Annotated in this window: 17 protein-coding genes; 5 read left to right on the forward strand and 12 right to left on the reverse strand. The window is 66.5% G+C overall.

Annotated elements, in window-relative coordinates:
• Nucleotides 1-88: 88 nt before the first annotated feature.
• Both ACFQZZ_RS10940 and ACFQZZ_RS10945 read right to left on the reverse strand, forming a co-directional pair.
• The gene (locus ACFQZZ_RS10940; RefSeq protein ID WP_378677630.1) at nucleotides 89-751 is read right to left on the reverse strand and encodes an SgcJ/EcaC family oxidoreductase; all 663 of its coding nucleotides are present in this window, start codon (nucleotides 749-751) and stop codon (nucleotides 89-91) included.
• 58 nt (nucleotides 752-809) lie between these two features.
• The gene (locus ACFQZZ_RS10945; protein WP_378677633.1) at nucleotides 810-1,292 is read right to left on the reverse strand and encodes an SgcJ/EcaC family oxidoreductase; all 483 of its coding nucleotides are present in this window, start codon (nucleotides 1,290-1,292) and stop codon (nucleotides 810-812) included.
• Between the two features lie 93 nt (nucleotides 1,293-1,385).
• Here ACFQZZ_RS10945 and ACFQZZ_RS10950 point away from each other — a divergent pair, with 93 nt between their 5' ends.
• Nucleotides 1,386-1,838, forward strand: coding sequence for a MarR family winged helix-turn-helix transcriptional regulator (locus tag ACFQZZ_RS10950; protein ID WP_378677635.1), 453 nt, complete (start codon nucleotides 1,386-1,388; stop codon nucleotides 1,836-1,838).
• Nucleotides 1,839-1,914: 76 nt separating this feature from the next.
• Here ACFQZZ_RS10950 and ACFQZZ_RS10955 read toward each other — a convergent pair whose 3' ends face one another.
• The 3 genes from ACFQZZ_RS10955 to ACFQZZ_RS10965 all read right to left on the reverse strand — a co-directional run bounded on the left by ACFQZZ_RS10955 (nucleotide 1,915) and on the right by ACFQZZ_RS10965 (nucleotide 8,603).
• On the reverse strand, nucleotides 1,915-4,065 hold the full coding sequence (locus ACFQZZ_RS10955; protein ID WP_378677638.1) for a 3-hydroxyacyl-CoA dehydrogenase NAD-binding domain-containing protein: 2,151 nt from the start codon (nucleotides 4,063-4,065) through the stop codon (nucleotides 1,915-1,917).
• A 41-nt stretch (nucleotides 4,066-4,106) separates the two neighbouring features.
• Entirely contained in the window at nucleotides 4,107-5,321 is a 1,215-nt protein-coding gene (locus ACFQZZ_RS10960) for an acetyl-CoA C-acetyltransferase (RefSeq protein ID WP_378677641.1), read from the reverse strand.
• Between the two features lie 291 nt (nucleotides 5,322-5,612).
• Entirely contained in the window at nucleotides 5,613-8,603 is a 2,991-nt protein-coding gene (locus ACFQZZ_RS10965) for a DNA polymerase III subunit gamma and tau (protein WP_378677643.1), read from the reverse strand.
• Between the two features lie 459 nt (nucleotides 8,604-9,062).
• Here ACFQZZ_RS10965 and ACFQZZ_RS10970 point away from each other — a divergent pair, with 459 nt between their 5' ends.
• Both ACFQZZ_RS10970 and ACFQZZ_RS10975 read left to right on the forward strand, forming a co-directional pair.
• Nucleotides 9,063-9,887, forward strand: coding sequence for a hypothetical protein (locus ACFQZZ_RS10970; protein ID WP_378677646.1), 825 nt, complete (start codon nucleotides 9,063-9,065; stop codon nucleotides 9,885-9,887).
• Nucleotides 9,888-9,989: 102 nt separating this feature from the next.
• Complete coding sequence (locus ACFQZZ_RS10975; RefSeq protein WP_378677649.1) at nucleotides 9,990-11,297, forward strand: ammonium transporter; 1,308 nt, start codon at nucleotides 9,990-9,992, stop codon at nucleotides 11,295-11,297.
• A gap of 238 nt (nucleotides 11,298-11,535) precedes the next feature.
• On the opposite strand, the gene ACFQZZ_RS10980 is transcribed toward ACFQZZ_RS10975, so the two are convergent.
• Nucleotides 11,536-12,462 (reverse strand): neutral zinc metallopeptidase, encoded by a 927-nt coding sequence (locus tag ACFQZZ_RS10980; protein ID WP_378677651.1) that lies wholly within the window; start codon nucleotides 12,460-12,462, stop codon nucleotides 11,536-11,538.
• Nucleotides 12,463-12,777: 315 nt separating this feature from the next.
• Here ACFQZZ_RS10980 and ACFQZZ_RS10985 point away from each other — a divergent pair, with 315 nt between their 5' ends.
• The gene (locus ACFQZZ_RS10985; protein WP_378677654.1) at nucleotides 12,778-14,445 is read left to right on the forward strand and encodes a DUF2207 family protein; all 1,668 of its coding nucleotides are present in this window, start codon (nucleotides 12,778-12,780) and stop codon (nucleotides 14,443-14,445) included.
• Between the two features lie 1,215 nt (nucleotides 14,446-15,660).
• On the opposite strand, the gene ACFQZZ_RS10990 is transcribed toward ACFQZZ_RS10985, so the two are convergent.
• The 6 genes from ACFQZZ_RS10990 to ACFQZZ_RS11015 form a co-directional block, all read right to left on the reverse strand.
• Nucleotides 15,661-16,938, reverse strand: a complete 1,278-nt coding sequence (locus ACFQZZ_RS10990; protein ID WP_378677657.1) for an ROK family protein — start codon at nucleotides 16,936-16,938, stop codon at nucleotides 15,661-15,663.
• 389 nt (nucleotides 16,939-17,327) lie between these two features.
• Nucleotides 17,328-18,761, reverse strand: coding sequence for an MFS transporter (locus ACFQZZ_RS10995; RefSeq protein ID WP_378678400.1), 1,434 nt, complete (start codon nucleotides 18,759-18,761; stop codon nucleotides 17,328-17,330).
• A gap of 175 nt (nucleotides 18,762-18,936) precedes the next feature.
• Nucleotides 18,937-19,671: a hypothetical protein gene (locus ACFQZZ_RS11000; protein ID WP_378677659.1), complete on the reverse strand. Its 735-nt coding sequence runs from the start codon at nucleotides 19,669-19,671 to the stop codon at nucleotides 18,937-18,939.
• Nucleotides 19,672-19,796: 125 nt separating this feature from the next.
• Nucleotides 19,797-20,372: an HhH-GPD-type base excision DNA repair protein gene (locus tag ACFQZZ_RS11005; protein WP_378677662.1), complete on the reverse strand. Its 576-nt coding sequence runs from the start codon at nucleotides 20,370-20,372 to the stop codon at nucleotides 19,797-19,799.
• An 82-nt stretch (nucleotides 20,373-20,454) separates the two neighbouring features.
• On the reverse strand, nucleotides 20,455-20,931 hold the full coding sequence (locus tag ACFQZZ_RS11010) for a DUF488 family protein (protein WP_378677665.1): 477 nt from the start codon (nucleotides 20,929-20,931) through the stop codon (nucleotides 20,455-20,457).
• Between the two features lie 76 nt (nucleotides 20,932-21,007).
• Nucleotides 21,008-21,361, reverse strand: a complete 354-nt coding sequence (locus ACFQZZ_RS11015; RefSeq protein ID WP_378678403.1) for a RidA family protein — start codon at nucleotides 21,359-21,361, stop codon at nucleotides 21,008-21,010.
• A 175-nt stretch (nucleotides 21,362-21,536) separates the two neighbouring features.
• On the opposite strand from ACFQZZ_RS11015, the gene ACFQZZ_RS11020 reads away from it, so the two are divergent.
• Nucleotides 21,537-22,511, forward strand: coding sequence for a helix-turn-helix transcriptional regulator (locus ACFQZZ_RS11020; RefSeq protein ID WP_378677668.1), 975 nt, complete (start codon nucleotides 21,537-21,539; stop codon nucleotides 22,509-22,511).
• The last annotated feature ends 123 nt before the right edge of the window (nucleotides 22,512-22,634 follow it).

A 22,634-nucleotide genomic window follows, 5' to 3' on the forward strand; every position in this document is an offset into this window, starting at 1 on the left:
ATATGTCTGCGCATACTCCAACGTAGCGCGGGATGACACCGAGTGGGTGGCTTTCGAAACGGCCGGGTCGGCCGCCGAACCGGTCGGCTCAGCGCTCGGCCGCGGGCCTGGTATCCGGGTCGTATAGAAACGAGATTCGCTCCATGACATTCTTACGCTGAGTGTTATGGAAAGCGGCGATCCGCCAGTGACCGTCCTGCCGAACCACGGTGTAGGTCTGGGCCTTGGACAAGTCTTCGGGACTTTTCCGATCGCCTTTGTAGGTGTCGCCACGACTCGTGACCACGGCGGTGTCCGAGCCGTAGAAGCGGATGCCGAGGATCGAGTCGGCCAGTTCGGTGCCCTTCACGAATCCGCCGAACAGGGCACGGTGACCCTCGGCGATATCGGTGCGGCCCTGGTAGTAGGTGCCCATATAGCTGGTGTAGGTAGCGTCCTCGGTGAACAGTGCGCCATAGGCGTCGGCGTCGCCGCGACCCCAGGCGGCGGTGAGCTCGTCGAGCAGATCGCAGATGTCCTGGACCGACTGTGGCGAGGGGACGGCACCGGAGGGAGTGACGGTGGTGCATGCGGTGGTGCCGAGGTTGTGCACGTCGGAGGTCCGGTCCAGCCACAAGTAGCCGCCACCCGCGGCGACGCCGATGGTGATGGCGGATGCGGCGAGGACACGGGACAGGATGCGACGGCGCGGGCGGGGCTTGTTCGCGGCGGTCGTGATCTCGGGAGTCGCGGTCGAGGTGTCGGGGTGCATAACGGTTCCTTCGAGTGGAAATGCTTGTGTGGGAAGAGATCTCAGCGCTGGGAAATGCTCAGCGCTCGGCGGCGGGCCGAGCTTCGGGGGTGAACAAATACGTAAAGCGTTCGAGCAGCTTCTTGCGCTTGGTGTTCTGGAAGGCGGCGATCAACCAGCGCCCGTCTCGGCGAACCAGCGTGTAGGTCTGCGTCTTGGACAGCTCGTGCGCCCGCTTCGGCCTGCCCTTGTAGGTGTCGCCTCGGCTGTTGACCACGGCCGTGTCGGGACCGTAGAAGCGGATGTCCAGCACGTCATCGGCGAGTTCGGTGCCCTTCAGCACCCCTCCGAACAGGGCACGGTGCGAGGTGACGATGTCGCCACGGCCGCGGTAGTAGGTGCCGAGGAAGCTCGTGTAGGTCGCGTCCTCGGTGAAGACCGCGCCATAGGCATCGGCATCGCCGCGCCCCCATGCGCCGGTCAGTTCCGCGATCACTTCCCGGATTTCCCGGCTCTGCACGCCGCCGGCGGCGGTATCCGAACTGGTGTCGTCGCTGCTCATGATGGTCCTCCGTGATAGATTCTCTTCTTAGGAGAGCTTTCTTCATTAAAGAAGTATCTTCGTTAAGGAAGAAATTAGAAGATGGAGGTATCCGTGTCAACACCATCGATGCGCCCCGACGCGAGCGAGGTCTACCGCCGCTATCTCAGCGCGGTCATGCTGCACGGACAGGCCGGCGCCCGCGCTGTCGACCTGGGTGCGACCGACCTCTACGCGCTCAACATCCTCGAGCTCACCGGGCCGATGACCCCCGGCGAACTCGGCGCCCGCAGCGGGCTGACCACCGGACCGACCACCCGACTGATCGACCGCCTCGAGGAAGCCGGCTATGTGCGCCGCGTACCGGTGCCCGGCGACCGGCGCAAGGTCACGGTCGAATTGGTCGACAAGCCAGCGGATCTCGATGAGATCCTCGCCCCCGCCCGACGCCGGATCAGCGACATCATCGCCGGGTATTCACCCGAACAGCGCGAGGTACTGTTCGACTACTTCACCCGCGCCGCCGACGCATATCGCGAGGCCGCACAGGAGCTGCGCACCTCTTGACGAACGCAAGAAACGACGAAGCCCGCCATCGCGAAAAGCGATGGCGGGCTTCGTCGTCAGTTCAGAGCACGGGCTCCTACTTGCGCAGCGAGGCCGGGACCTCGAAGCGCTCGCCGTAGGTCTTGGCGAGGTAGTCGGCGCGAGCCACGAAGGCCTCCTGGCCGCCCGGGTAGCCGACGATGAACTGGTGCACGCCACCGGTCCAAGCCGGGAAACCGATGCCGAAGATCGAGCCGATGTTGGCGTCGGCGGTGGTGATCAGCACGTTCTCGTCGAAGCACTTCTGAGTCTCGATCGCCTCGATGAAGAGCATGCGGTCGATCAGATCCTGCAGCGGGACAGTGAAGTCCGCCGTGGTCTTGAAGTGATCGCGCAGGCCCTGCCAGATGCCGGTGCGCTTGCCGTCTTCGTCGTACTCGTAGAAGCCGGCCTTCTCCAGACGACCCGGACGACCGTTCTCGACCAGGTAGTCGATGACATCCTGCGCCGGGTGACGCTTCTTGCCCAGGGTGGCGTCACCGTGCGCGGCAGCCTCGAGGGTCTCCTTGGCGATCTTCTGCATGAGCTTCAGGTTCAGCTCATCCGACAGCTGCAGCGGCGCGGCCGGGTAGCCCGCCTGCAGACCGGCCTGCTCGATGGTCGCGGGCTCGATGCCCTCGGTGAGCATGGAGATCGCTTCGTTGACGAAGGTACCGATCACGCGCGAGGTGAAGAAGCCACGGCTGTCGTTGACGACGATCGGGGTCTTCTTGATGGCGAGGGTGTAGTCGAACACCCGGGCCAGCGCCTCGTCGGAGGTCTTCTCACCCTTGATGATCTCCACCAGCGGCATCTTGTCGACCGGCGAGAAGAAGTGGATGCCGATGAAGTCCTCCTGGCGCTTCACGCCGGTCGCGAGACCGGTGATCGGCAGGGTGGAGGTGTTCGAGCCGAGCAGCGCGTCCGCGTCGACGATGTCCTCGATCTCCTGGAACACCTTGTGCTTGAGCTCGGTGTTCTCGAAGACGGCCTCGATGACGAAGTCGACACCGGCGAAGTCGGCCGCATCCGCGGACGGCTTGATCCGGTCCAGCAGCGCCTTCGACTTCTCCTCGGTGGTCTTGCCACGCGATAGGGCCTTGGCCTCGATCTTCTCGGAGTAGTTCTTGCCGCGCTCGGCCGCCTCGATGGTGACGTCCTTCAGCACGACCTCATAGCCGGCCTTGGCAGAAACGTAGGCAATGCCCGCGCCCATCATGCCCGCGCCGAGCACGCCGATCTTGCGGATCTCCTTCTTCGGGACATCCTTGGGCCGCGAACCACCGTTGTTGATCGACTGCAGGTCGAAGAAGAACGCCTGGATCATGTTCTTCGCGACCGGGCCGGTCAGCAGGTTGACGAAGTAGCGCGACTCGATGAGCGACGCGTTGTCGATATCGACCTGCGAGCCCTCGACCGCGGCGGACAGGATCGCCCGCGGGGCAGGCATGTTGGTGCCCTTGAGCTGCTTGCGCAGGTTGGCCGGGAACGCGGGCAGGTTCGCCGCGAAGGCCGGGGTGGAGGGGGTGCCGCCGGGGATCTTGAAGCCCTTCTTGTCCCAGGGCTGCACGCCGCCCTCGGGGTTGGCCTTGATCCACGCCTTGGCGGCGGGCACCAGCTCCTCGATCGAGCCGACGACCTCGTTGATCAGGCCGATTTCCTTGGCCTTGCCCGGGCGGTACTTGTTGCCCTGCAGCAGGACCTGCATGAGCGCGCCCTGCAGGCCAAGCATGCGCACGGTGCGGATGACACCGCCGCCGGCAGGCAGCAGGCCGAGGCTGACCTCGGGGAGGCCGAGCTGCACGCCGGGCACGTCCGCCGCGATGCGGTAGTGGGTGGCCAGGGTGATCTCCAGGCCGCCGCCGAGCGCGGCGCCGTTGATCGCGGAGACGACCGGCTTGCCGAGGGTCTCCAGACGACGCAGCGCACCCTTGATGGTGGCCAGCTCGTCCATGAGGGCCTGGCCGTCTTCGGGTCCGACCTTCATCATGTTCTTCAGGTCACCGCCGGCGAAGAAGGTCTTCTTCGCAGAGGTCAGCACCACGCCGGTGATGTTGTCCTTCTCGGCCTCGAGCCGGTCGACGGTCGCACTCATCGACGTCTTGTACAGCTCGTTCATCGTGTTGGCGCCCTGGTTCGGGTCGTCCATCGTCAGTACGACGATGCCGTCCGAATCCTGTTCCCAACCGATCATGTTGGTCTCGCTCACTGCTCTGTGTCTCCTTGTGGAATCTGAAGTCTCGGTTGGGGTTAGACGCGCTCGATGATGGTGGCAACGCCCATGCCGCCGCCGATGCACAGGGTGATCAGCGCGTAGCGGCCGTTGCGGCGCTCCAGCTCGTCGACCATGGTGCCGGTGATCATCGCGCCGGTGGCGCCCAGCGGGTGACCCATCGCGATGGCGCCGCCGTTGACGTTCAGCTTCTCGTCCGGGATGTTCAGGTCCTTCTGGAACTTCAGCACCACGGAGGCGAACGCCTCGTTGATCTCGACCAGGTCGATGTCGTCGAGGGTCAGGCCCGCCTTGGCCAGCGCCTTCTTGGCGGCCGGGGTCGGACCGGTCAGCATGATGGTGGAGTCGGCGCCGCTGGTCGCGGTGGCGACAACGCGCGCACGCGGGGTCAGGCCGGACGCCTTGCCCGCCTCTTCGGTGCCGACGAGCACGAGCGCGGCGCCGTCGACGATGCCCGAGCTGTTGCCACCGTGGTGGACGTGGTTGATCTTCTCGACGAAGTGGAACTTCTGCAGCGCGACAGCGTCGAAGCCACCCATCTCACCGACAACGGCGAAGGACGGGTTCAGCTTGGCCAGGTCCTCGGCGGTGGTGCCGGGACGCATGTGCTCGTCCTTGTCCAGCACGATGATGCCGTTCTGGTCCTTGACCGGGACGATCGACTTGGCGAAATAGCCGCCGGTGGTGGCAGCGGCGGCCAGTTCCTGCGAGCGCACCGCGTAGGCGTCGACATCGTCGCGGCTGAAGCCCTCGATGGTGGCGATCAGGTCGGCCGAAACACCCTGCGGGACAAAGTAGGTGTCGTAGTTGGTGGCCGGGTCGAGTGCCCACGCGCCACCGTCGGAGCCCATGGCGACACGGGACATGGACTCGACGCCACCGGCGATGACCAGGTCGTCGAAGCCCGAGCGGACCTTCTGTGCGGCCAGGTTCACGGCCTCGAGGCCGGAGGCGCAGAAGCGGTTGAGCTGGAAGCCGCCGACGGTGTCCGGCAGGCCCGCCACGGTCACGGCGGTGCGCGCGATGTCCATGCCCTGGTCGCCGACCGGGCTGACAACGCCGAGGATGAGATCGGAGATCCGGTCCTCTTCAAGGTTCGGGAAGCGGTTACGCAGCTCCTGGATCAGACCAACAGTCAGGTCGATCGGCTTCACCGAGTGCAGCGAACCGGTCTTCTTGCCGCGGCCACGTGGAGTGCGGATGGCCTCGTAGATGTAGGCCTCTGTGGTCATATCGGAGTGTTTCCTTCCTTGGGGTGCGAGGGCCGAACTTCCGTTCGTCCAAGCGCTCTCTGCGGTGGCGCCGCATATACGGCGCGGCCGCGGGTAACCTCGTCGACCGATCCTTCGACCGACCGTCCTGACGCTGTATAAAACTCGGCAAGCAGCGGCGGACGAACATTCCGGACGCCCAGACGCCTGGGCATACCATAGAACTTCGCCATACCGGAGCTCACGGCCACCCGTTCATATTACCGTGGTGTGCGAACTCCGGTTAACTTAACGTCGTCGAGGCGGTGCTTGTCAACCATCCAGCCGTGTGGCACCGAGCTCACTCCTGAGCAATTCCAGAGCGATCTCATCGGGGTCGCGCCGCTCGCCCGGGGCGACCGGCGTCGCGGACTCGGCCAGCATCTCTTGCTCTTCCTCCGGAGTCGCGGCCGGCGGCACTCCGTCCACCGGCGCATAGTCGACCGGCCCCGGGTCATCGGGTAGGTCGGGGAAGTCGGGCGGCGGAATGTCGTCCTCGGCCGCGCGCTGACGCACGTCCGGACTATCGCTCGGCCGGTGGCCACCCCCGCCCGCCGCGGGATCGGACGCCGCGCCACGAGCCTGGCTCGGCCGCGAGAATCGTGGCGGTGCAGCAGCATCCGAGCTACGGCCCGCCGCACCGCCGGGTTCACGTGTCGACGCGCTCCCGGATTCGCGACCGCCCGCACCTCGCGTGCGACCTGCCCCGGAAGCGGTGGCCGCGGGGCGCGGCGCGGGCGCTCCCGCCTCCCACCGCACCTCGTGATCGCGGCCGAGCACGGCCCGCACCGCGGATCGGACCGCCTCCAGATTCCGCGGGTCGGAAAGTCGCTGCGCCAACGGCGCATGCTGATGGGCGAACACGATCACGTTCCCCTCCAGCCGCGACACCGACGCCCCGGACAGCAGGGCCTGCACGGTGGGCCCGAACTCCCGGACCTTCGCGCGAATGTCCGCCCAGGCCGCCTCCACCGCCCGCAGCAGGTCCGCCTCCTGCTGGGCGGGAGCCGCCACCGGAGCAGGGGCAGGGGATTCCGACTCGACCACCGGACGACCCGCTGCCGGTTGCGGCGAAATCGATTGCGCTGCAGCCGATTCCGAATATCCCGTACTCGAGGCACCCGTGGCCCGTTCAGCGGCCGCGATCGGTTCGCTGACAGCGCTCGACTCGGCGGCCGAAGCCTGCCCTGCGCCCGGAGCACGCTCAGCAGTATCGGCACCCGAGGCCTGTCCAGGGGCATGCCCAGCAGCCGGGGCACGCTCAACGACCGGCTCCTGCCCAGAGACACGCTCGGCAGCCGCAGCACGCCCAGTGACCTGAGCACGCTCAACAACAGCAGCACGCTCAGCAGCCGGGCCCTGTCCAGGGGCATGCCCAGCAGCCGGGGCACGCTCAACGACTGGCTCCTGCCCAGAGACACGCTCGGCAGCCGCAGCACGCCCAGTGACCTGAGCACGCTCAGCAACAGCAGCATGCTCAGCAGCCGGGCCCTGCTCAGGGACACGCTCAGCAGCCATTGCCTGCCCGGCGACCTGAGCGCTCTCGGCGGCCGAGGCGTTCTCGGCAACAGGAGGCTGTTCAGCGATCGGCGATCGGTCGGACACCGAGCCTTGCCCCGCGGCCGGGGCACGCTCGGTAGCCGGGGCCTGCCCAGAGGCCAGGACCTGCCCATCTTCGGGAGCGCGCCCTACAACTGGAGACGAGCCGGGGATAGGAGCACGCTCGGCGACGGAAGCCGACTGCGGAGCCGCGCTCGCCTGAGGGGCCGCACCTGTCTGAGAGGCCGCGCTCGCCTGAGGGGCCACGCCCGTCTGAGAGGCCGCGCTCGCCTGAGGGGCCGCGCCCGTCTGAGAGGCCGCGCTCGCCTGAGGGGCCACGCCCGTCTGAGAAGTCGTGCCCGTCTGAGAAGCCACGTTCGCCTGAGAGGCTGCGCTCGGATCTGGGACCGCGCCCGCGCCTGCAGCACGCGTCTCCCGGCGTGCCGCCGCCAGCAGCTCCGCCCCACGCCGACGTGGGGCTTCGGCGGCCGAGCCAGGAGCCGCTGCCTGGGCACCTTGCGCCGAGGCGGGCGCAGCGGCGACCGCACCGGTGGCTCGCGGAACCACGCCACCGGCGATGCCGCGTTCGAGTTGCTCGATGCGCTGCAGCGTCGCCGATTCCGCATCCGAGACCGAGGGCAACAGCATTCTGGCGCAGACGATTTCGAGGAGCAGCCGAGGAGCGGTCGCGCCGCGCATTTCGCCGAGGCCCTCGTGCAGCAGTTCGGCATGGCGGGCCAGGGTCGCGGGGCCGAGGCGCTGCGCCTGGTCGCGCATCCGCTCGAGGACGTCGCCGGGGCCGGAGACCAGGCCGCGGTCGGCGGCATCGGGGACGGCGCGCAGCAGGATCAGGTCGCGGAGCCGTTCCAGCAGGTCAACGGCGAAGCGGCGGGGGTCGTGGCCCGCCTCCATGACCCGATCGATGGTGCCGAACAGCGCGGCGCCGTCACCGGTCGCGAGGGCATCGATCGCATCATCGATCAGCGCGACGTCCGTGACACCGAGCAGGGAAACGGCCCTCGGATACGTGACGCCTTCGGGGCCCGCGCCTGCCAGCAGCTGGTCGAGCACGCTGAGACTGTCACGCGGTGAGCCGCCGCCCGCGCGAATCACCAGCGGATACACCGCCTCGTCGACCGGGACGTTCTCCTGCTCACAGATCTTGCCGAGGAGCCCACGCATGGTCGCGGGCGGCAGCAGCCGGAACGGGTAGTGGTGGGTCCGTGAGCGGATGGTCGGCAGCACCTTGTCCGGCTCGGTAGTGGCGAAGATGAAGATCAGGTGCGCGGGCGGCTCCTCGACGATCTTCAGCAGCGCGTTGAAGCCAGCGGTGGTGACCATATGCGCTTCGTCGACGATGAATACCCGGTACCTGGACTCGGCGGGCGCGTAGAAAGCTCGGTCACGCAGCTCGCGAGTGTCGTCGACACCGCCGTGGCTCGCGGCGTCCAACTCGATCACATCGAGGTTCCCCGGCCCGCCGGGGCCGAGCGCCACGCAGGACGGGCACACGCCACACGGCTTCGAGGTCGGGCCATGCACACAGTTCAGCGAACGGGCGAGAATGCGAGCCGACGAAGTCTTGCCACATCCACGCGGGCCGGAAAATAGGTAGGCATGACTGATCCGGCCGGTGTCGAGGGCGATGCTCAGTGGGTCGGTGACGTGCTCCTGGCCCACCACCTCAGCGAATGTTGCCGGTCGGTACTTCCGGTACAGAGCCACGGCCAGAGGTTACCGGCGTGCACCGACAAAGAACATTCCCGCAGGCGCACGCACCCGGCGCGGCGCGGCACCTGCCGATTCACAGCCATAAATGTGACGTAGATCACTAGCTGCACGGAGACTATTTCGCCCCCACCGATCAGCGGCGAAGGCGGCAACGCGAGAGCAATCGCATGCGTAAGGGGGGTTGAACCCAGGATCTTGTCGTTTGACCACCCCCCTTGGCATGGGTTAATTGAACTCACACCCTGGTTCGCCGCCTATATGTGGAGATAACGAAAGGATCAACGGAAGTGACATCTACGCAATCGGCTGGCTACCGTGGTTATCGGCAACTTCGGTAGCCAAACCTTCATCAGGTTGGTGGCCCCGGCCGGTCCCTCATCCCGACCGGGGCACAACCTGGACCTCACAGGCAATCTTCGCCGAACACATCTTCCACCGGAGGGCCGTTCTACCGTGCCGTCTTGTGACGACATCGCCGCCGCCTGGCTTTCGAGCACCGACTTCGCCGACGACCACGCCGCCGTCGACCTGCTGAGTCGCGCGATCAGCCCACAGGATTTCGCGATCAAACGCGACTCGCTGCCGGTGGCCGCTGCCGCCGATCCGGCGACCGCCGCGGCGATTCTGGAACTACTCGAGCGCGGCCAGGTGCCGACCATGGCCGCCATCCGGACCCTCACCGCACAGAACGAGATGCGGCGCGAGGCCGAGCGCATCGAGCGTCTCGGCCGCCGCGCCCAGCGCAGCATCGACGATTTCGGCCGTGTCCTCGCCCAGCTGGCCCACGACCACTGGACCGAACACGGCACCGGCCCCATCCGCCGCGACGTGCTGCAGTCCGAACCGGTGATGACCCTGATCAGGGAGCGGATCGGCGATATCGCACCCACCGCGGTGAAGCACCTCTGGCTGATCGAGCGCGCCCAGCGCGCCGGGTGGATCGCTTCCAATGCCGAGCCCGGATCGCTGTGCGCCGCACGCCGTTTCCACTCGGCCAAATACGGCAACCGGGTATCGCTGCGACCGGTCAACAGCATCGGCACCATGGTCGCGGGCTTCCTCGACCAGCACCTGACCGAGCACGATCGCCCGCCCCGCTGGTCAGTCCTCGCTCGCGACCTGCGCGACGACCGCGGCCGCCGGATCTTCCACGACACCGCCGATGCGCGGGCTCAGCAGCTGTGGCTCACCACCGCCGAATGGATGGCCGTCCGCGACGACCTCCCGGTCCCTGGCCGTCGCGGTACGCGGGCGCTCGCCCGCAAGTCTCGGCGCTGACCCACCTGGCCCGGTTGGGCTAAAACACCTGGTGGTGCACGGGCAGGCGGTGAGCATTCGGTAATTTCCTTGCGACGCATTCCTGCGTGAAAGGAGTTACCCGTGTCTGCAACCATCGATCCCGCGGCCACCGCCTGGCTGCTCATCAGCACGGCCCTGGTGCTGCTGATGACACCGGCCCTGGCCATTTTTTACGGCGGGATGGTGCGCTCGACCGGCGTACTCAACATGCTGATGATGAACTTCATCGCCATCCCGCTGGTGACCGTGGTCTGGTTGCTCGCCGGCTACAGCCTCGCCTTCGGCGAGGACGCGGGCGGTGGCCTGATCGGCAACCTGGACCACTTCGGCATGGCGGGCATCGACCCGAACAGCGTGCGCGGCTCGGTGCCCGAGCTGCTGTTCGCCACCTTCCAGCTGACCTTCGCGATCCTGACCGCGGCACTGGTCAGCGGCGCCATCGCGGACCGCGCGAAGTTCGCAGGCTGGATGGCGTTCGTGCCGCTATGGGCGCTGGCGGTGTACGTGCCGATCGCGCACTGGGTGTGGGGTCCGGACGGCTGGCTGGCCTCCTTCGGCGCACTCGACTACGCGGGCGGCTTGGTCGTGGAGATCGCCTCCGGCGCGTCCGCGCTGGCGCTGGCGATCGTGCTCGGCCCGCGCATCGGGTTCAAGATCGACGCCATGCGTCCGCACAATCTGCCGTTCGTGCTGCTCGGTGCGGGCCTACTGTGGTTCGGCTGGTTCGGTTTCAATGCCGGATCGGCACTGTCCGCCAATGGTGTCGCGGCAGCGGTATTCCTGAACACCTTGGTCGCGGGCTGCCTCGGCATGCTCGGCTGGCTCGCGGTGGAACAGACCAGGGACGGGCGTCCGACCACCTTCGGCGCGGCCTCCGGCGTGGTGGCCGGCTTGGTCGCCATCACACCGTCCTGCGGTTCGGTGAACACGCTCGGCGCGCTGATCGTCGGGCTCACCGCCGGTGTGGTGTGTTCGTTCGCGGTCGGCTGGAAGTTCAAGGCGGGCTATGACGATTCGCTCGATGTGGTCGGTGTGCACTTCGTCGGCGGCGTCGTCGGCACGCTGCTGATCGGCCTGCTCGCCAACCAGGTGATGACCGGCGGCGTCGAGGGGCTGTTCTATGGCGGCGGTTTGGCGCAGCTCGCCAAGCAGCTTGTCGGTGTTCTGGTGGTCGCGGCATACGCGTTCGGTGTGACCTTCGCGCTCGGCAAGGGCATCGACCGCGTCATCGGCTTCCGGGTGACCGAGGACGACGAGACGGCGGGCATCGACTTCGCGTTGCACGCCGAGACCGCGTATGCCGAAGGTGTGCACGGACATTCGCCCCGCCGCTTCGGTGAGGGTCACTTCGGCAACCCGAACCGCGGCACGGAAAACCGGGATCACTGAGAAGAGCCGAGCACCTGGCTGCCGCACCGGTTCGGTGTTGTGTAGGACGCCCGTTCAGAACGACAGCCAGGTGTTGCCGTTTCCGGGCGCCGCACCAGAGTGATGTTGTTACGACACTAATTCCAGAGACGACGACCATGTTGAATTTCCGGCCTGGCACCAACTGGCGTGGCAACAGCACGGATTCCACAGATGACGAGGCGCTGCATTCTGGCCCCGCACCCGTGGTGAGCCGTCGTCAGCTCACCGCACTAGCCGGAGCGGTGAAGGTGTTGCACTGTGCCGCACGGTTTTTGTCGACACCGATCTCGAACCAGGCGCCGCCGTTCTCCGCGGTGCCGTGGTCACGCATATCGCCGCGCTGATCACCGCGGCCGTGCGCGTCGCGCTTGGCAAGGCTGATCTGGGTGGAGGTCAGCGAGCCGCCGCCGGATGAGGAGGACAGGTACATGCCGTCGAAACAGTTGGCCTGCAACTCGACTCGGCGCGAGAGTTCCAAGCCTTTTTCGCTGCGCACGCCCGCGTCGACGCGATCACTGTTGGCCTTGCGCAGGATCCCCGACATCGCCTGGATGTGATGGCCGTACTCGTGCGCGAACACCGATAGGTAGATCACCCAGTTGTCTTTGAACATGTCGGTCTGCAGCTGGCTGATCGGCATGTAGATGGTCTTGTTCGCCGGGCAGTAGAAGGCAGCGAAATTGCTGGTGGTTCCGGTGCACGGGGTGGTGATGCCCGAGGTGGTCGCACTGACGTTGAGCGACGGCGGCTGGAACGGCAGATTCGACTTCGCAAGCACCGGTTTCCATGCCGCTTCCAGGCAGCCAGCGGCCGACTCGAAGAACTTGCGCGCCGTGTCCACCTGGGTGCCCCAAGGCGAGTAGCTACAGCGGGCCGGAATCAGGGTGGCGCTCGGGTCGGTCAGCAGCGGGTTGGTCCCCGTCTCGGCGCGTCCCGCCGCGCCGCCGGGATCCGGGGTGAAGGTGAAGCTCGGCGCGGGTCCCGTCGAGTTGTTGCTGTGTCCTGTCGAAATCGCGTAGCGCACCAGGGAACCTGCCACTACGAACACGATGACGAGCAGCAGCGCGGTCAAACCACCACCGCCACGCTTGCGCGGCGGGCCGGGCGGACGGCCCGGCGGGCCGTACGGCATCGGCGGTGGCATGGGCGGGCGGAATCCGGGCGGTGGATAACCAGGGGGCGCACCGTAACCCGGCGGCGGGGCATATCCAGGTGGCGGTGCATATCCAGGTGGCGGTGCATATCCAGGTGGCGGTGCATATCCAGGTGGCGGTGCATATCCAGGGGGCGGGCCGTAACCGGGCGGGGGTCCGTACCCAGGCGGCGGTGGAACCGGACGCCCACCAGGCGGAACCGGTCCATAACCGTACGGTGGTTGTGTCACTCCCCCGTACCCCCTCGTCTCATGATCTCCGACAGCCGCTGACGCAGGATAGCAACATGTCTAGAGTAGGCAGCCATGCTGACTTTTCGGGGGGGCGCCGCTAGCGACTGCTTGCAGGTCGCTCGAAAGCGCACTACCGCAAGCGCGCTTGTTCTCGCCATCGCGGGAATGATTGCGGCCGCACCGATTGCTCACACGGAGCCCGCACCCGACGGCGTGCACATCACCGCCGATCTGAAACTCAGCACCCAGGGCGTACTCGAGGTCGTCGAGACGGTGGTCGTACCGCCCGACGGCGAGTTCAAGATGTCGCTTCCGCTGCGCCTCAAGGTGGGCGAAGACGTCGAACGCGTCTTCAAGGTCACCGATGTCGACGCGAAAGGCTCGGGCACCGCGACGGTCGCGAACGATCAGCTCACCATCGATGCCAAGCCGGGTGAGTCCTCTTTCACCTACGCGATCCACAACACCGTCAGTGATGCGCCGGGCACCCAGGTCTTCCGCTGGCTCGGCGTGATCAACGCCGACGTCGCCTCGATCAGTGCCTCGCTGATCAGCCCGTCCTACGAAATGGGCATCGTAGACTGCAAACTCGGCCCGCCGGGAAACCTCAGGCAGTGCTCCGACCTGCAAATCGAGGCAGACGGGGTGCTCTTCTGGGAGCAGACCGACCTGCGCAAGGGCGACACCATCGACCTGACCTTGCAGCTGCCGCCAGGCACGGTGCCGACCAACGCCGATGTCCGCGGCGGTGGTGATCACGGCCCCTTCGCCGTCACCACACCGGTTCTCGTCGCCTTCGGAGTGCTACTGCTCGCGCTGGCCGGACTTGCCGCCTTCGTACTGAAGGCCAGGCGCGAAAACGCCTCGGCCGGAGCCGGATCGAACACGATCGACCCGTTGCTGCGCGAAGGTGACCGGGTACAGTTCACCTCCCCCGACGGCATCCTGCCCGGCGAAGCAGGCCTGGTGCTCGACGAGCACGCCGACCCCGCAGACATCGCGGCCACCGTGGTCGATCTCGCGGTGCGCCGGTACTTGTGGATAACTCCGATCAACGACTCCGACTGGCGAATCAACCGAGTCAACGCTCCGGACGACCAGCTGCGCGACTACGAGAAGGTGGTCTACCAGACCCTGCTTCCCGAGGGCACAGATTCGGTCACCGTCACCGAGCTGCGCGCGCCGGGCCGCGTGCAGGCCGGTCCTATCCGCACCGCCCTGGTCGCCGACGCGGTCGCCCGCGGCGCGTTCGCCGAACAGTCTCGCTTCGGTCTGGCGACCTGGCTGGGTGGTGGCCTGATCATCGCGGGTATCGCCACGACCATCGCACTCGCCGCCACCTCCGGGCACGCCCTTGTAGGCGTCGCAATCCTGCTGGCAGGCATCGCAACTCTGCTGCTGCCCCGCTACCTCCCCGCTCGCACCGCGCAGGGCAGGGAGCTGGCCGGACAGGTCCGCGCATTGCAGCGCGGCCTCGATACGATTGTGCGCGAGCAGATCCCGCCCGCCGACCAAGAGCTGGTGTTCTCCAGGGCGCTGCCGTTCACCGTGATCAGCGGCCGTGCCGACAACTGGATCCGAGCCTTCCGCGACCTGAACCCCGCCGCCGACTCCCAACCCGGCCTGTACTGGTTCGGCAGCTTCGAGCGCGACCGAAACCTCCAACGCTTCGCAGGTCACTTCCCCTACTTCATCACCGCCCTGGAAGCCCTCTTCGCCACCTCGACCAGCAACAGATAGCCCTCCTCCCCCTAGCTGCGGAAGACCCAGTCGGGTACGGCAGCTCGGTCTACCGAATCCAGGGCACGCTTCCCACAGCTCTGGGTTACTCCGGTGAGTTCCACCGGGCACCTCAGAGCGGTGTGCTCGGTTTACTGAACCCAATGCGCGCACCCACGGCTCTGGCTTACTCCGGTGAGTTCCAGCGGCACCTCAGGGTGGTGAGCTCGGTTTACTGAACCCAGGGCGCGCTCCCCAGTTTTGGTTGCATCTCCGTGGTTTTGCCGGGGGCAGTGCTGGGCGCGTCGGGTGCCGTACCCGACCTGGTCTTCCGCAGCTTTGGGCAGGCAGGCACACGGCTTCCAGCGTGAGGACTGGCTGTGGTTGCGTTCTCGAGCGGTAAAGAAATCCGTCCTCACACCCCGTGCTGTAGCCGCACACCCGGTATACGGGGTGTTCGGCTGGGACACAGGGTATTCGGACGACAGTTTGATCTTCCATAGCTCTTCGAGACACGCCCACGGCTTCCGGCGTGAGGACTGGCTGGGTTGCGTTCCCGGGCGGTAAAGGAATTCGTCCTCACACCCCGTGTCGTAACTGCACACCCCGTATACGCGGTGTTCGGCTGGGACACGGGGTGTTCAGACGACAGTTTGGCCCTCCACATCTCGTGGAGGCAGGCGCACGGCTTCCAGCGTGGGGACTGGCTGCAGTTGCGTCTCGGGCGGTAAAGAAATCTGGCCTCACACCCCGTGTTGTGACTGCACATCCCGTATACGCGGTGTTCGGTTGCGGCGCGGGGTGTTCGGACGACCGTTTGGCCTTCCGCAGCTCGTGGAGGCAGGCGCACAGCTTCCAGCGTGGGGACTGGCTGCAGTTGCGTTCTCGGGCGGTAAAGAAATCCGGCCTCACACCCCGTGTCGTAACTGCACACCCCGTATACGGGGTGTTCGGTTGCGGCGCGGGGTGTTCGGACGACCGTTTTGGCCTTCCACATCTCGTGGAGGCAGGCGCACGGCTTCCAGCGTGGGGACTGGCTGCAGTTGCGTTCCCGGGCGGTAAGGAAATCTGGCCTCACACCCCGTGTTGTGACTGCACACCCGGTATACGGGGTGTTCGGCTGGGACACGGGGTGTTCGGACTGCGGGAGGTGACCGTGTTCGCTACCGGACTTCGCTGGTAGGAAACACACTGACGGCCGGGCTTAGCCCGGCCGTCAGCTCTCAGCGATAGCGTTCAGTCGATGGCAGCGGCGCGACGCATTGCGGACAGGGGGTCCGCGTAGAGGGCGCTGAGTGAGGTGACGACGGCGGCGAATTCCTGGACCTTGCCGCCGAATCCGCTGATGCGGATGTCGGTGGGTGGCAGGCTGGAGGACTGCTGGAATGCGCGCGCCACGTGGGCGACGGCCGGGCGGTATCCGGTGAAAGCCTGGCCGCCCAGGATTACTCGGTCCGGGTTGAGCATGTCCCGAACGAGCGCGACGGTCTGGCCGAGGGTGGTCGCGCGTTCCGCGAGCAGTTCCCGTGCCGGCTCGGAACCCGCTTCGGCCGCCCGGTACAGATCGGCGATGGTCGAGCCCGCGGTGCCGTTGTACGCCGGAATGATCCCGCGCCCGACAGCCCTCGCGTGCAGCGACCGGTCACCGACCGTCACCTCGAGGCAGCCGCGCCGACCGCATGGGCACACCACATCGGAGCCGGTCGGCAAGTGCGCGATCGAACCCGGTCCGTTGCTCGGGGTATGCACGCGACCGTCCAAGGTGACTGCCACACCGGCGGTTTCGCGGACGTAGAAGTACAGGCTGCTGCCCCGCTCCGGTCCGGCGCCGCGCGCGTCACGCTGGTCGGGAGTCGGCAGTAACAGCTCGGAGGCAGCCATGGCCTCCACGTGCGGCGCGACCGAAACCGGCAGCTCGAGCACCTCGCCGAGCACCGCGCCGATCTGCGCGCCCTTCCATTCCAGCTTGGGGTGGTCGACCACACCGGTGAGCGGGTCGACCCGGCCGCCGATAGCGACTCCGGCCCACAACGCCTTTCGGCGATGCCAACGCTGCAGGAAGGCCTTGGCGCTGCGGGCCACGGTGGTGGTCGCGAAGTCCTGACCGGTCTGCGGCGTGGCAATGGCGAGGCCGCCGAGGATCCGGCCGCGCAGGTCGGCCGCGACGATCTTGGTGGCCGCGGCGCCGATGTGGATGCCGAGGGTCAGGTAGGCCTCGTGGTCGATCTCGAAGGGCACCCGCGGACGACCGACCGCACCCGAAGCGGTCAGGTCGGGGCGCTCGCGCAGCAGGCCGGCGGCCAGCAGCGCGGACACCTGACGGTTGACCGTTGCAATGCTCAAACCCGTTGTGCGCGCGGCATTGTCGCGAGACACCGGACCACCCGTCGCGGCGCGCAGCACGGCTGCGGCCGGGTTGTCGGCGATGCGGAGTTCCGGTGCGACAACCGGACGTTGAACACGAACACGACCGTTCGCAACCCGGGAGAGGGGTCGCTCGAGAGTGAGGGACATATGAAGATTCCTTGCTGAAGTCCCGCAATTACGGGACATGCCTACACGTGTGGCGACGAGGCAGCGCGCGAGCCGAAAGAATCGCTCAGCTGCGGCGGCAGGAACGACACAGTTCCCGCGTCAGCGGCAGCCGCAGACCCAGTGCGGCAGTCACGTAAGTGACCCGCAATGCGGTCGGGCGGCTAGTAGACATGGGATCAAAGTTAACACCGAAACCCCCGCTCACCAAGCCCCCTCGACAGGCCGTGCGCTCCCCGGTACGGCGTTTCGCGCCGAAATCCTTGCCCCGCACCGAGTTCCGATCCACTGTGGCCCAGCGCACGATTTGTCCAGAAAAAGCCGAATGGGGCCGCCGATACGGCGACCCCATCGGGTGACTTGCTTTCCCCTTACGCGGCTTCGGCGACCACCTGACGGCGGGCCAGCAGCGCGGTGGCCGAGGCGACCAGCCCGACCAGCGCCACCACGGTGACCAAGTACAGACCCGGCCGGTACTGCGCGATGCTGGTTGCGGCGCCACCGCTGATCAGGCCGGTGACGACGGCGAGTACGACCGCCCCGCCGATCTGGCCGGAAGTCTGCACCAGACCCGAAGCCAGTCCCTGCTCGTGGTCGGCGATGCCCTCGGTGGCCTGGACCATGGTCGAGGAGAATCCGAGCGCGAAGCCGAGGCCGAGCAGCAGGAACGCGGGCAGGTAGTCGACGACGTAGGTCGGGTCGGCGCTGCCGCCGAAGGCGATGAACCAGAGGTAGCCGAGCACGAACGAGGCCATCGAGGCGATGATCATCGGGGTGGTGCCGTAACGGTCGATGAACTTTCCTGCGACCGGCGACAGAATTGCCACGATGATGCCGGCCGGAGCCAGCGCGAGCGCCATCTTCAGCGGCTCCCAACCGAGGGTGTTCTGCAGGTACAGCGACACGATCGTCTGGAAGCTGATGTAGGAGCCGAAGATCGCCAGCGCGGCCAGGTTGGCCCGCACGATCGACTTGACCTTGAAGATGCTCAGCCGGACCAGCGGATGGGCGACCCTGTTCTCCACCACGAAGAACGCGCTGAGCAGCGCGACCGCGACAACGGCGGTGGTGATCACGCTTGCGGTGAGACCCTTTTCGGGTGCGGTGACGATTGTGTAGACGCCAGCGAGCATGCCACCGGTCAGCAGTGCGGCACCGGCGAAGTCGATACGTCCCTTTTCCTTCTCGATGTTGCGCGGCACCACGATGTACGCGGTGACGACCACAGCGGCGACGACCACGACCGGTACATAGAAGGTCAGCCGCCAGTCGATGCCGGTGAGCAGACCCGAAACGATAAGACCCGAGGCGTATCCGGTGGCGCCGAAGACCGTGAAGATCGAGAGCGCGCGATTGCGGTCGTGACCTTCCTTGAATGTGGTGGTGATGATCGACAGGGCAGCCGGTGCGGTGAACGCGGCGGCGATGCCCTTGATGATGCGGCTCGCGATGAGCAGCGCGCCGTCGTCGACGAGTCCGCCCGCCAGCGAGGCGAGTCCGAAGACCACCAGCGCGGTCAGGAAGACCTGGCGGCGGCCGAGCAGATCGGCGGCCCGTCCGCCGAGCAGCAGCAGGCCACCGTAGCCGAGGATGTAGCCGTTGACGATCCACTGCAGACTCTCGGTGTTCAGACCGAGCTCCGATCCGATGGACGGGAGTGCGACTCCGACCATCGAGACATCCAGTGCGTCGAGGAACATCGCCAGGCCCGCTACGAACAGCACGGCCCACAGCTTGGGTCCCCAGCGACCGGGGACGTGATCGGCAGATGAAGTGTTCAGCGCCTCTGGGGCGGTAGCTGTCATAGTCACGTCGGCTAATTTAGATGCACACGCATTAAATGTCAAAGCATCTAATGCAGGTGCACAAACCTCCTGGTCGGACGCGCAGCGAAAGGCCCCGCCCAGCGAGAGGTGCTGGGCGGGGCCTGTTTTCCGCAGCGGTGGCGGCCGCGGATGCCGGGTGACCGGATCGACCTACTTACTTGGCCGGAGCGGCCGGTGCGGCCGGAGCGTTGAATGGCTGGTTGATGGTGGTGAAGTACTGGATCGCGGCGCCGATCGCGACCGGAGCCGTGATGAAGATCTGACCGAGAACGGTGCCGATGGCGCCCACAAGGGCAATACCCGCGATGCAGCCGACCGCCGCGGCGGGCAGGAACGGACCGAACAGACCGACGATGGTGCCGAGGGCAACCGTGCCGGCGAGGATACCGCCGAGGACGCAGCCGATGGCCGCTCCGCCGAGGCCACCGACCAGGGTGCCGATGGTGGCGCCCATAGAAATGGTGCTGGTCAGACGGGTCCAGGCGGCCGTTTCACGGTCGTACTCGGTCTTCCATGGCGCCTTGTCCTCGTACGGCAGGGCAACCGGCTTGTAGACCGCCTTCGCCGGATCGACCTGCGGAGTAAGAGTCGCCGTACGGCCGGAGATTTCAGCGGCGATCGGGAACTCGAACTCGTCGATCCGGAACGTCAACGAGGTACCCGCGACCACGGTGCCATCGGCCGCCTTGATCTTCAGGGCCTCGTCCTCGACAACGATCGAACCCGCGTCGGTCGTAATGATCGACTGCGTTTCGGTGGCCTGGGCAGTGAAATTAATTGCGTCGCCGGTCTGTTCGGCCGCCGCGGGCGCCGCGCCGGAGGTGCCCGCAGCCACCCCGGTCGCTATGGTCACCAGCGCCGCGACGACGGCGAGCTTCCTCATCCTCATGTACTGCAATCCCTCATCTCAGGTGGAGCTTCCGAGGGCAAAGCATCAACGAGAAACCCCTCGGACACGAGGGAAAAACGCAGACAGATTCCAAATAGGCAAACCCGGAGCGAACAGAATGGAAACTACTTCGCCTTCGCGGCAGCCTTGGCCTGCTTCTTGAATGCACGCACTTCCAATAGCGATTCGGCATCGACGATATCGGCGGCGGAACGACGAGACCCTTGCTCTGAGTAGGCTCCCGCCGCTGCTTCCCAGCCTTTCGGCCGCACCCCGAGCTGCTTGCCGAGCAGCGCGAGGAAGATCCTCGCCTTCTGATCGCCATAGCCAGGCAAGGCGTTCAGGCGCTTCAGCACCGCTTTTCCGTCCGGATCACCCGCGGTCCAGATCGCCTCGACATCGCCGTCATAGTGCTCCAGCACATACTTGGCGAGCTCTTGCGTGCGGCGCGCCATCGACCTGCCGTAGCGGTGGATCGCGGGCGGCGTCGCGCAGAGTTCCTCGAACTCGGCGGTATCGGCCTCAGCGATCCGGTGGATGTCCAGCCCGCCCATCCGGTCGGCGATCTTCTTCGGACCGCGGAACGCGTGCTCGAGCGGAAACTGTTGATCGAGCAGCATTCCGACCAGCAGCGCGAAGGGACTCTCCGACAGCAGCTTGTCCGCCTCCGGGTCCTGCGCGAGGCACAGCTTCACAGTCACGGACTTTCCTTTCCCGAGTGTTCGACGGCCGATCGAGATGTCCTCGATCATCTCACCATCCGGCATCTGAGGAATTCCCGCGTCACAACGGGCGCAGGTGCTCGATCGTGACGTGGTGCCGCTCGGTCAGCCGCTCGGCGATCAACGAGCGGTGGCAAGCCTCAGGGTCGCGCTCTACGCAGAGCAGCGCTGCGGTCCCGCTGCTCGGCAACACCGTGACGATCGGGGCGAGGTCGGCGCGGTCGAGGATCTCGGTGGTGTAGCGGCGGGTGTACTCGGCAGCGAGTTCACGGCGCGAGCGCTTGCCGACCCCTTGGCGGTCATCCTCGGCGTACTGGAGCTGGCGTAGCTCGGTGGTAGGGGCGAGTTCGCGGTGGTGCTCGTAGGCGATCCCGGCTTGAGCGAGGGCCTCTTGCAGCCGCTGTGAGTTCGCCCAGGCGTACTCGGGTCCGCGGACACCGCGGCGCTGGCGAACATCGAGCAGCAGGCGGACGTCCGCGTGCCGTAGCCGTTGCACGAAGGACTCGCCGTTGAAGCCATAGACGCCGATTGTCACCATGCTGAGCACCGGGAATTCACCAACCTTCCTACTACTCGCCGCCTCCGGCAGCCCTACCGGAGGCGGCGAGGTGGCATCATTCGACGGCGGTTGCCTCGAGCTCGACCATCTGGCCGGGGATCGCCAGCCGTGTGACCCCGAGCATCGTCGTAGTCGGTGTCACCCCGGAAGCGCCCAACCGCGACGCCAGCACGCCGTAGTGCTGGAAAAGCAGATCGACGTCGGTGGTGTAGACGTTGAGCCGGACCAGGTTCGTGAGGGACATGCCAGCCTCTTTGAGCACGGCCTCCACGTTGTCGATGCTCAACGCCAACTGTGCCGCCATGTCACCGGCATGCTGGGGCTTGCCGTCGCCGCTCATCGCGGTCTGCCCGGAGCAGTACAGGGTCCGGGTGTGCCCGGAGACGAGCTCACCCTGGTTGAATCCCATCTCCACCGACCACGTCACCGGGTTGACTGCCGTTCGTTCCGCTACCACATCAGCTCCATTCGATTCGGTGAAGTACGTACGTCCATCGGCTCCGTAGCCGCTGTTGTGACGCCGTGGTGGTAACCCTCCCAGCGAATCACGACATCCTGTGTCGTGTATTCGATAAAGTTTTCGTATGCGCGCCGACCGGTTGGTGTCGCTGGTGCTGCTGCTGCGCCAGCGCGGTCGGCTGACTGCGGCCGAGCTGGCCGACGAGCTGGAGGTGTCCACCCGCACCGTGTTGCGCGACATCGAGGCGCTGTCCGTGGCCGGCGTCCCGGTCTTCGCCGAACGCGGCCGGCACGGCGGTTTCGCGTTGTTACCTGGGTTTCGGACCGAGCTCACCGGGCTGAACCACGACGAGGCGCTTGCCTTGCTTGTCGCCGGATCGCGGCGCGGCGCGCAGGCATTCGGCCTCGGCTCGGCGCTTGCTTCGGCGATGCTCAAGGTGGTTGACGCGCTACCCGCAAGCTATCGGGACACCGCTGCTGACGTGGCCGAGCGATTGCTCATCGACCCGGAGACCGATCTGCTGTCGCGTCGGCTGGTCGCTGAGGAGGTGCCCGGCACCGTATTGGCCGAGATCCGGCGCGCGGTGTTCGCCGGAAACAAGCTGAGCATCCACTACGCGGCTGTCGACCAGACCCCGAAGTGGCGCACGGTGGACCCGATCGGCCTGGTCATCGTTCGCGACCGGGGCTACCTGCTGGCCACGAGATCTGGCGCGGACCGCACCTACCGGCTGTCGCGGGTGTTGGCCGCAAAGGAACTCCCCGAACCGGCACAGCGTCCAGACCGGGTCGATCTGGACCTGGCCTGGCAGGAACGCAGCACGCAGTTTCGGACCGGCGGCGACCAAGTCACCGTGCTGGTACGGGTGAACCCGGCGCGGCGGGAGGACCTGCTGGGCAACGCACTGGCCGTGTGCGCCGAAGAAACCGACGCAGACGGCTGGCTGCGGCTGGAGGTGACCTTCCAAGATTCGAGACACGCCGAATGGGCGCTGTGGCAGCTCACCACGGACGCGGAAGCCCTGGCCCCGCAGTGGTTGCGCACTTCCCTGCGCAACCGAGCCGCCGCGATTGCCACCCGCTACGGAGTGTCATCCTGAGAGGTGGCCTTCTGCCAGGCGCCGCCGCGATTAGGTGACATCCCCGAACCGTGACGCACCTCACAGACCTACCGTGCGATGCGGTGGACCCCCGCGTAGGCTCTCGGCCATGCCTCAGACGAC

The organism is Nocardia sp. GCM10030253 (assembly GCF_042675075.1).
Lineage (GTDB): Bacteria > Actinomycetota > Actinomycetes > Mycobacteriales > Mycobacteriaceae > Nocardia.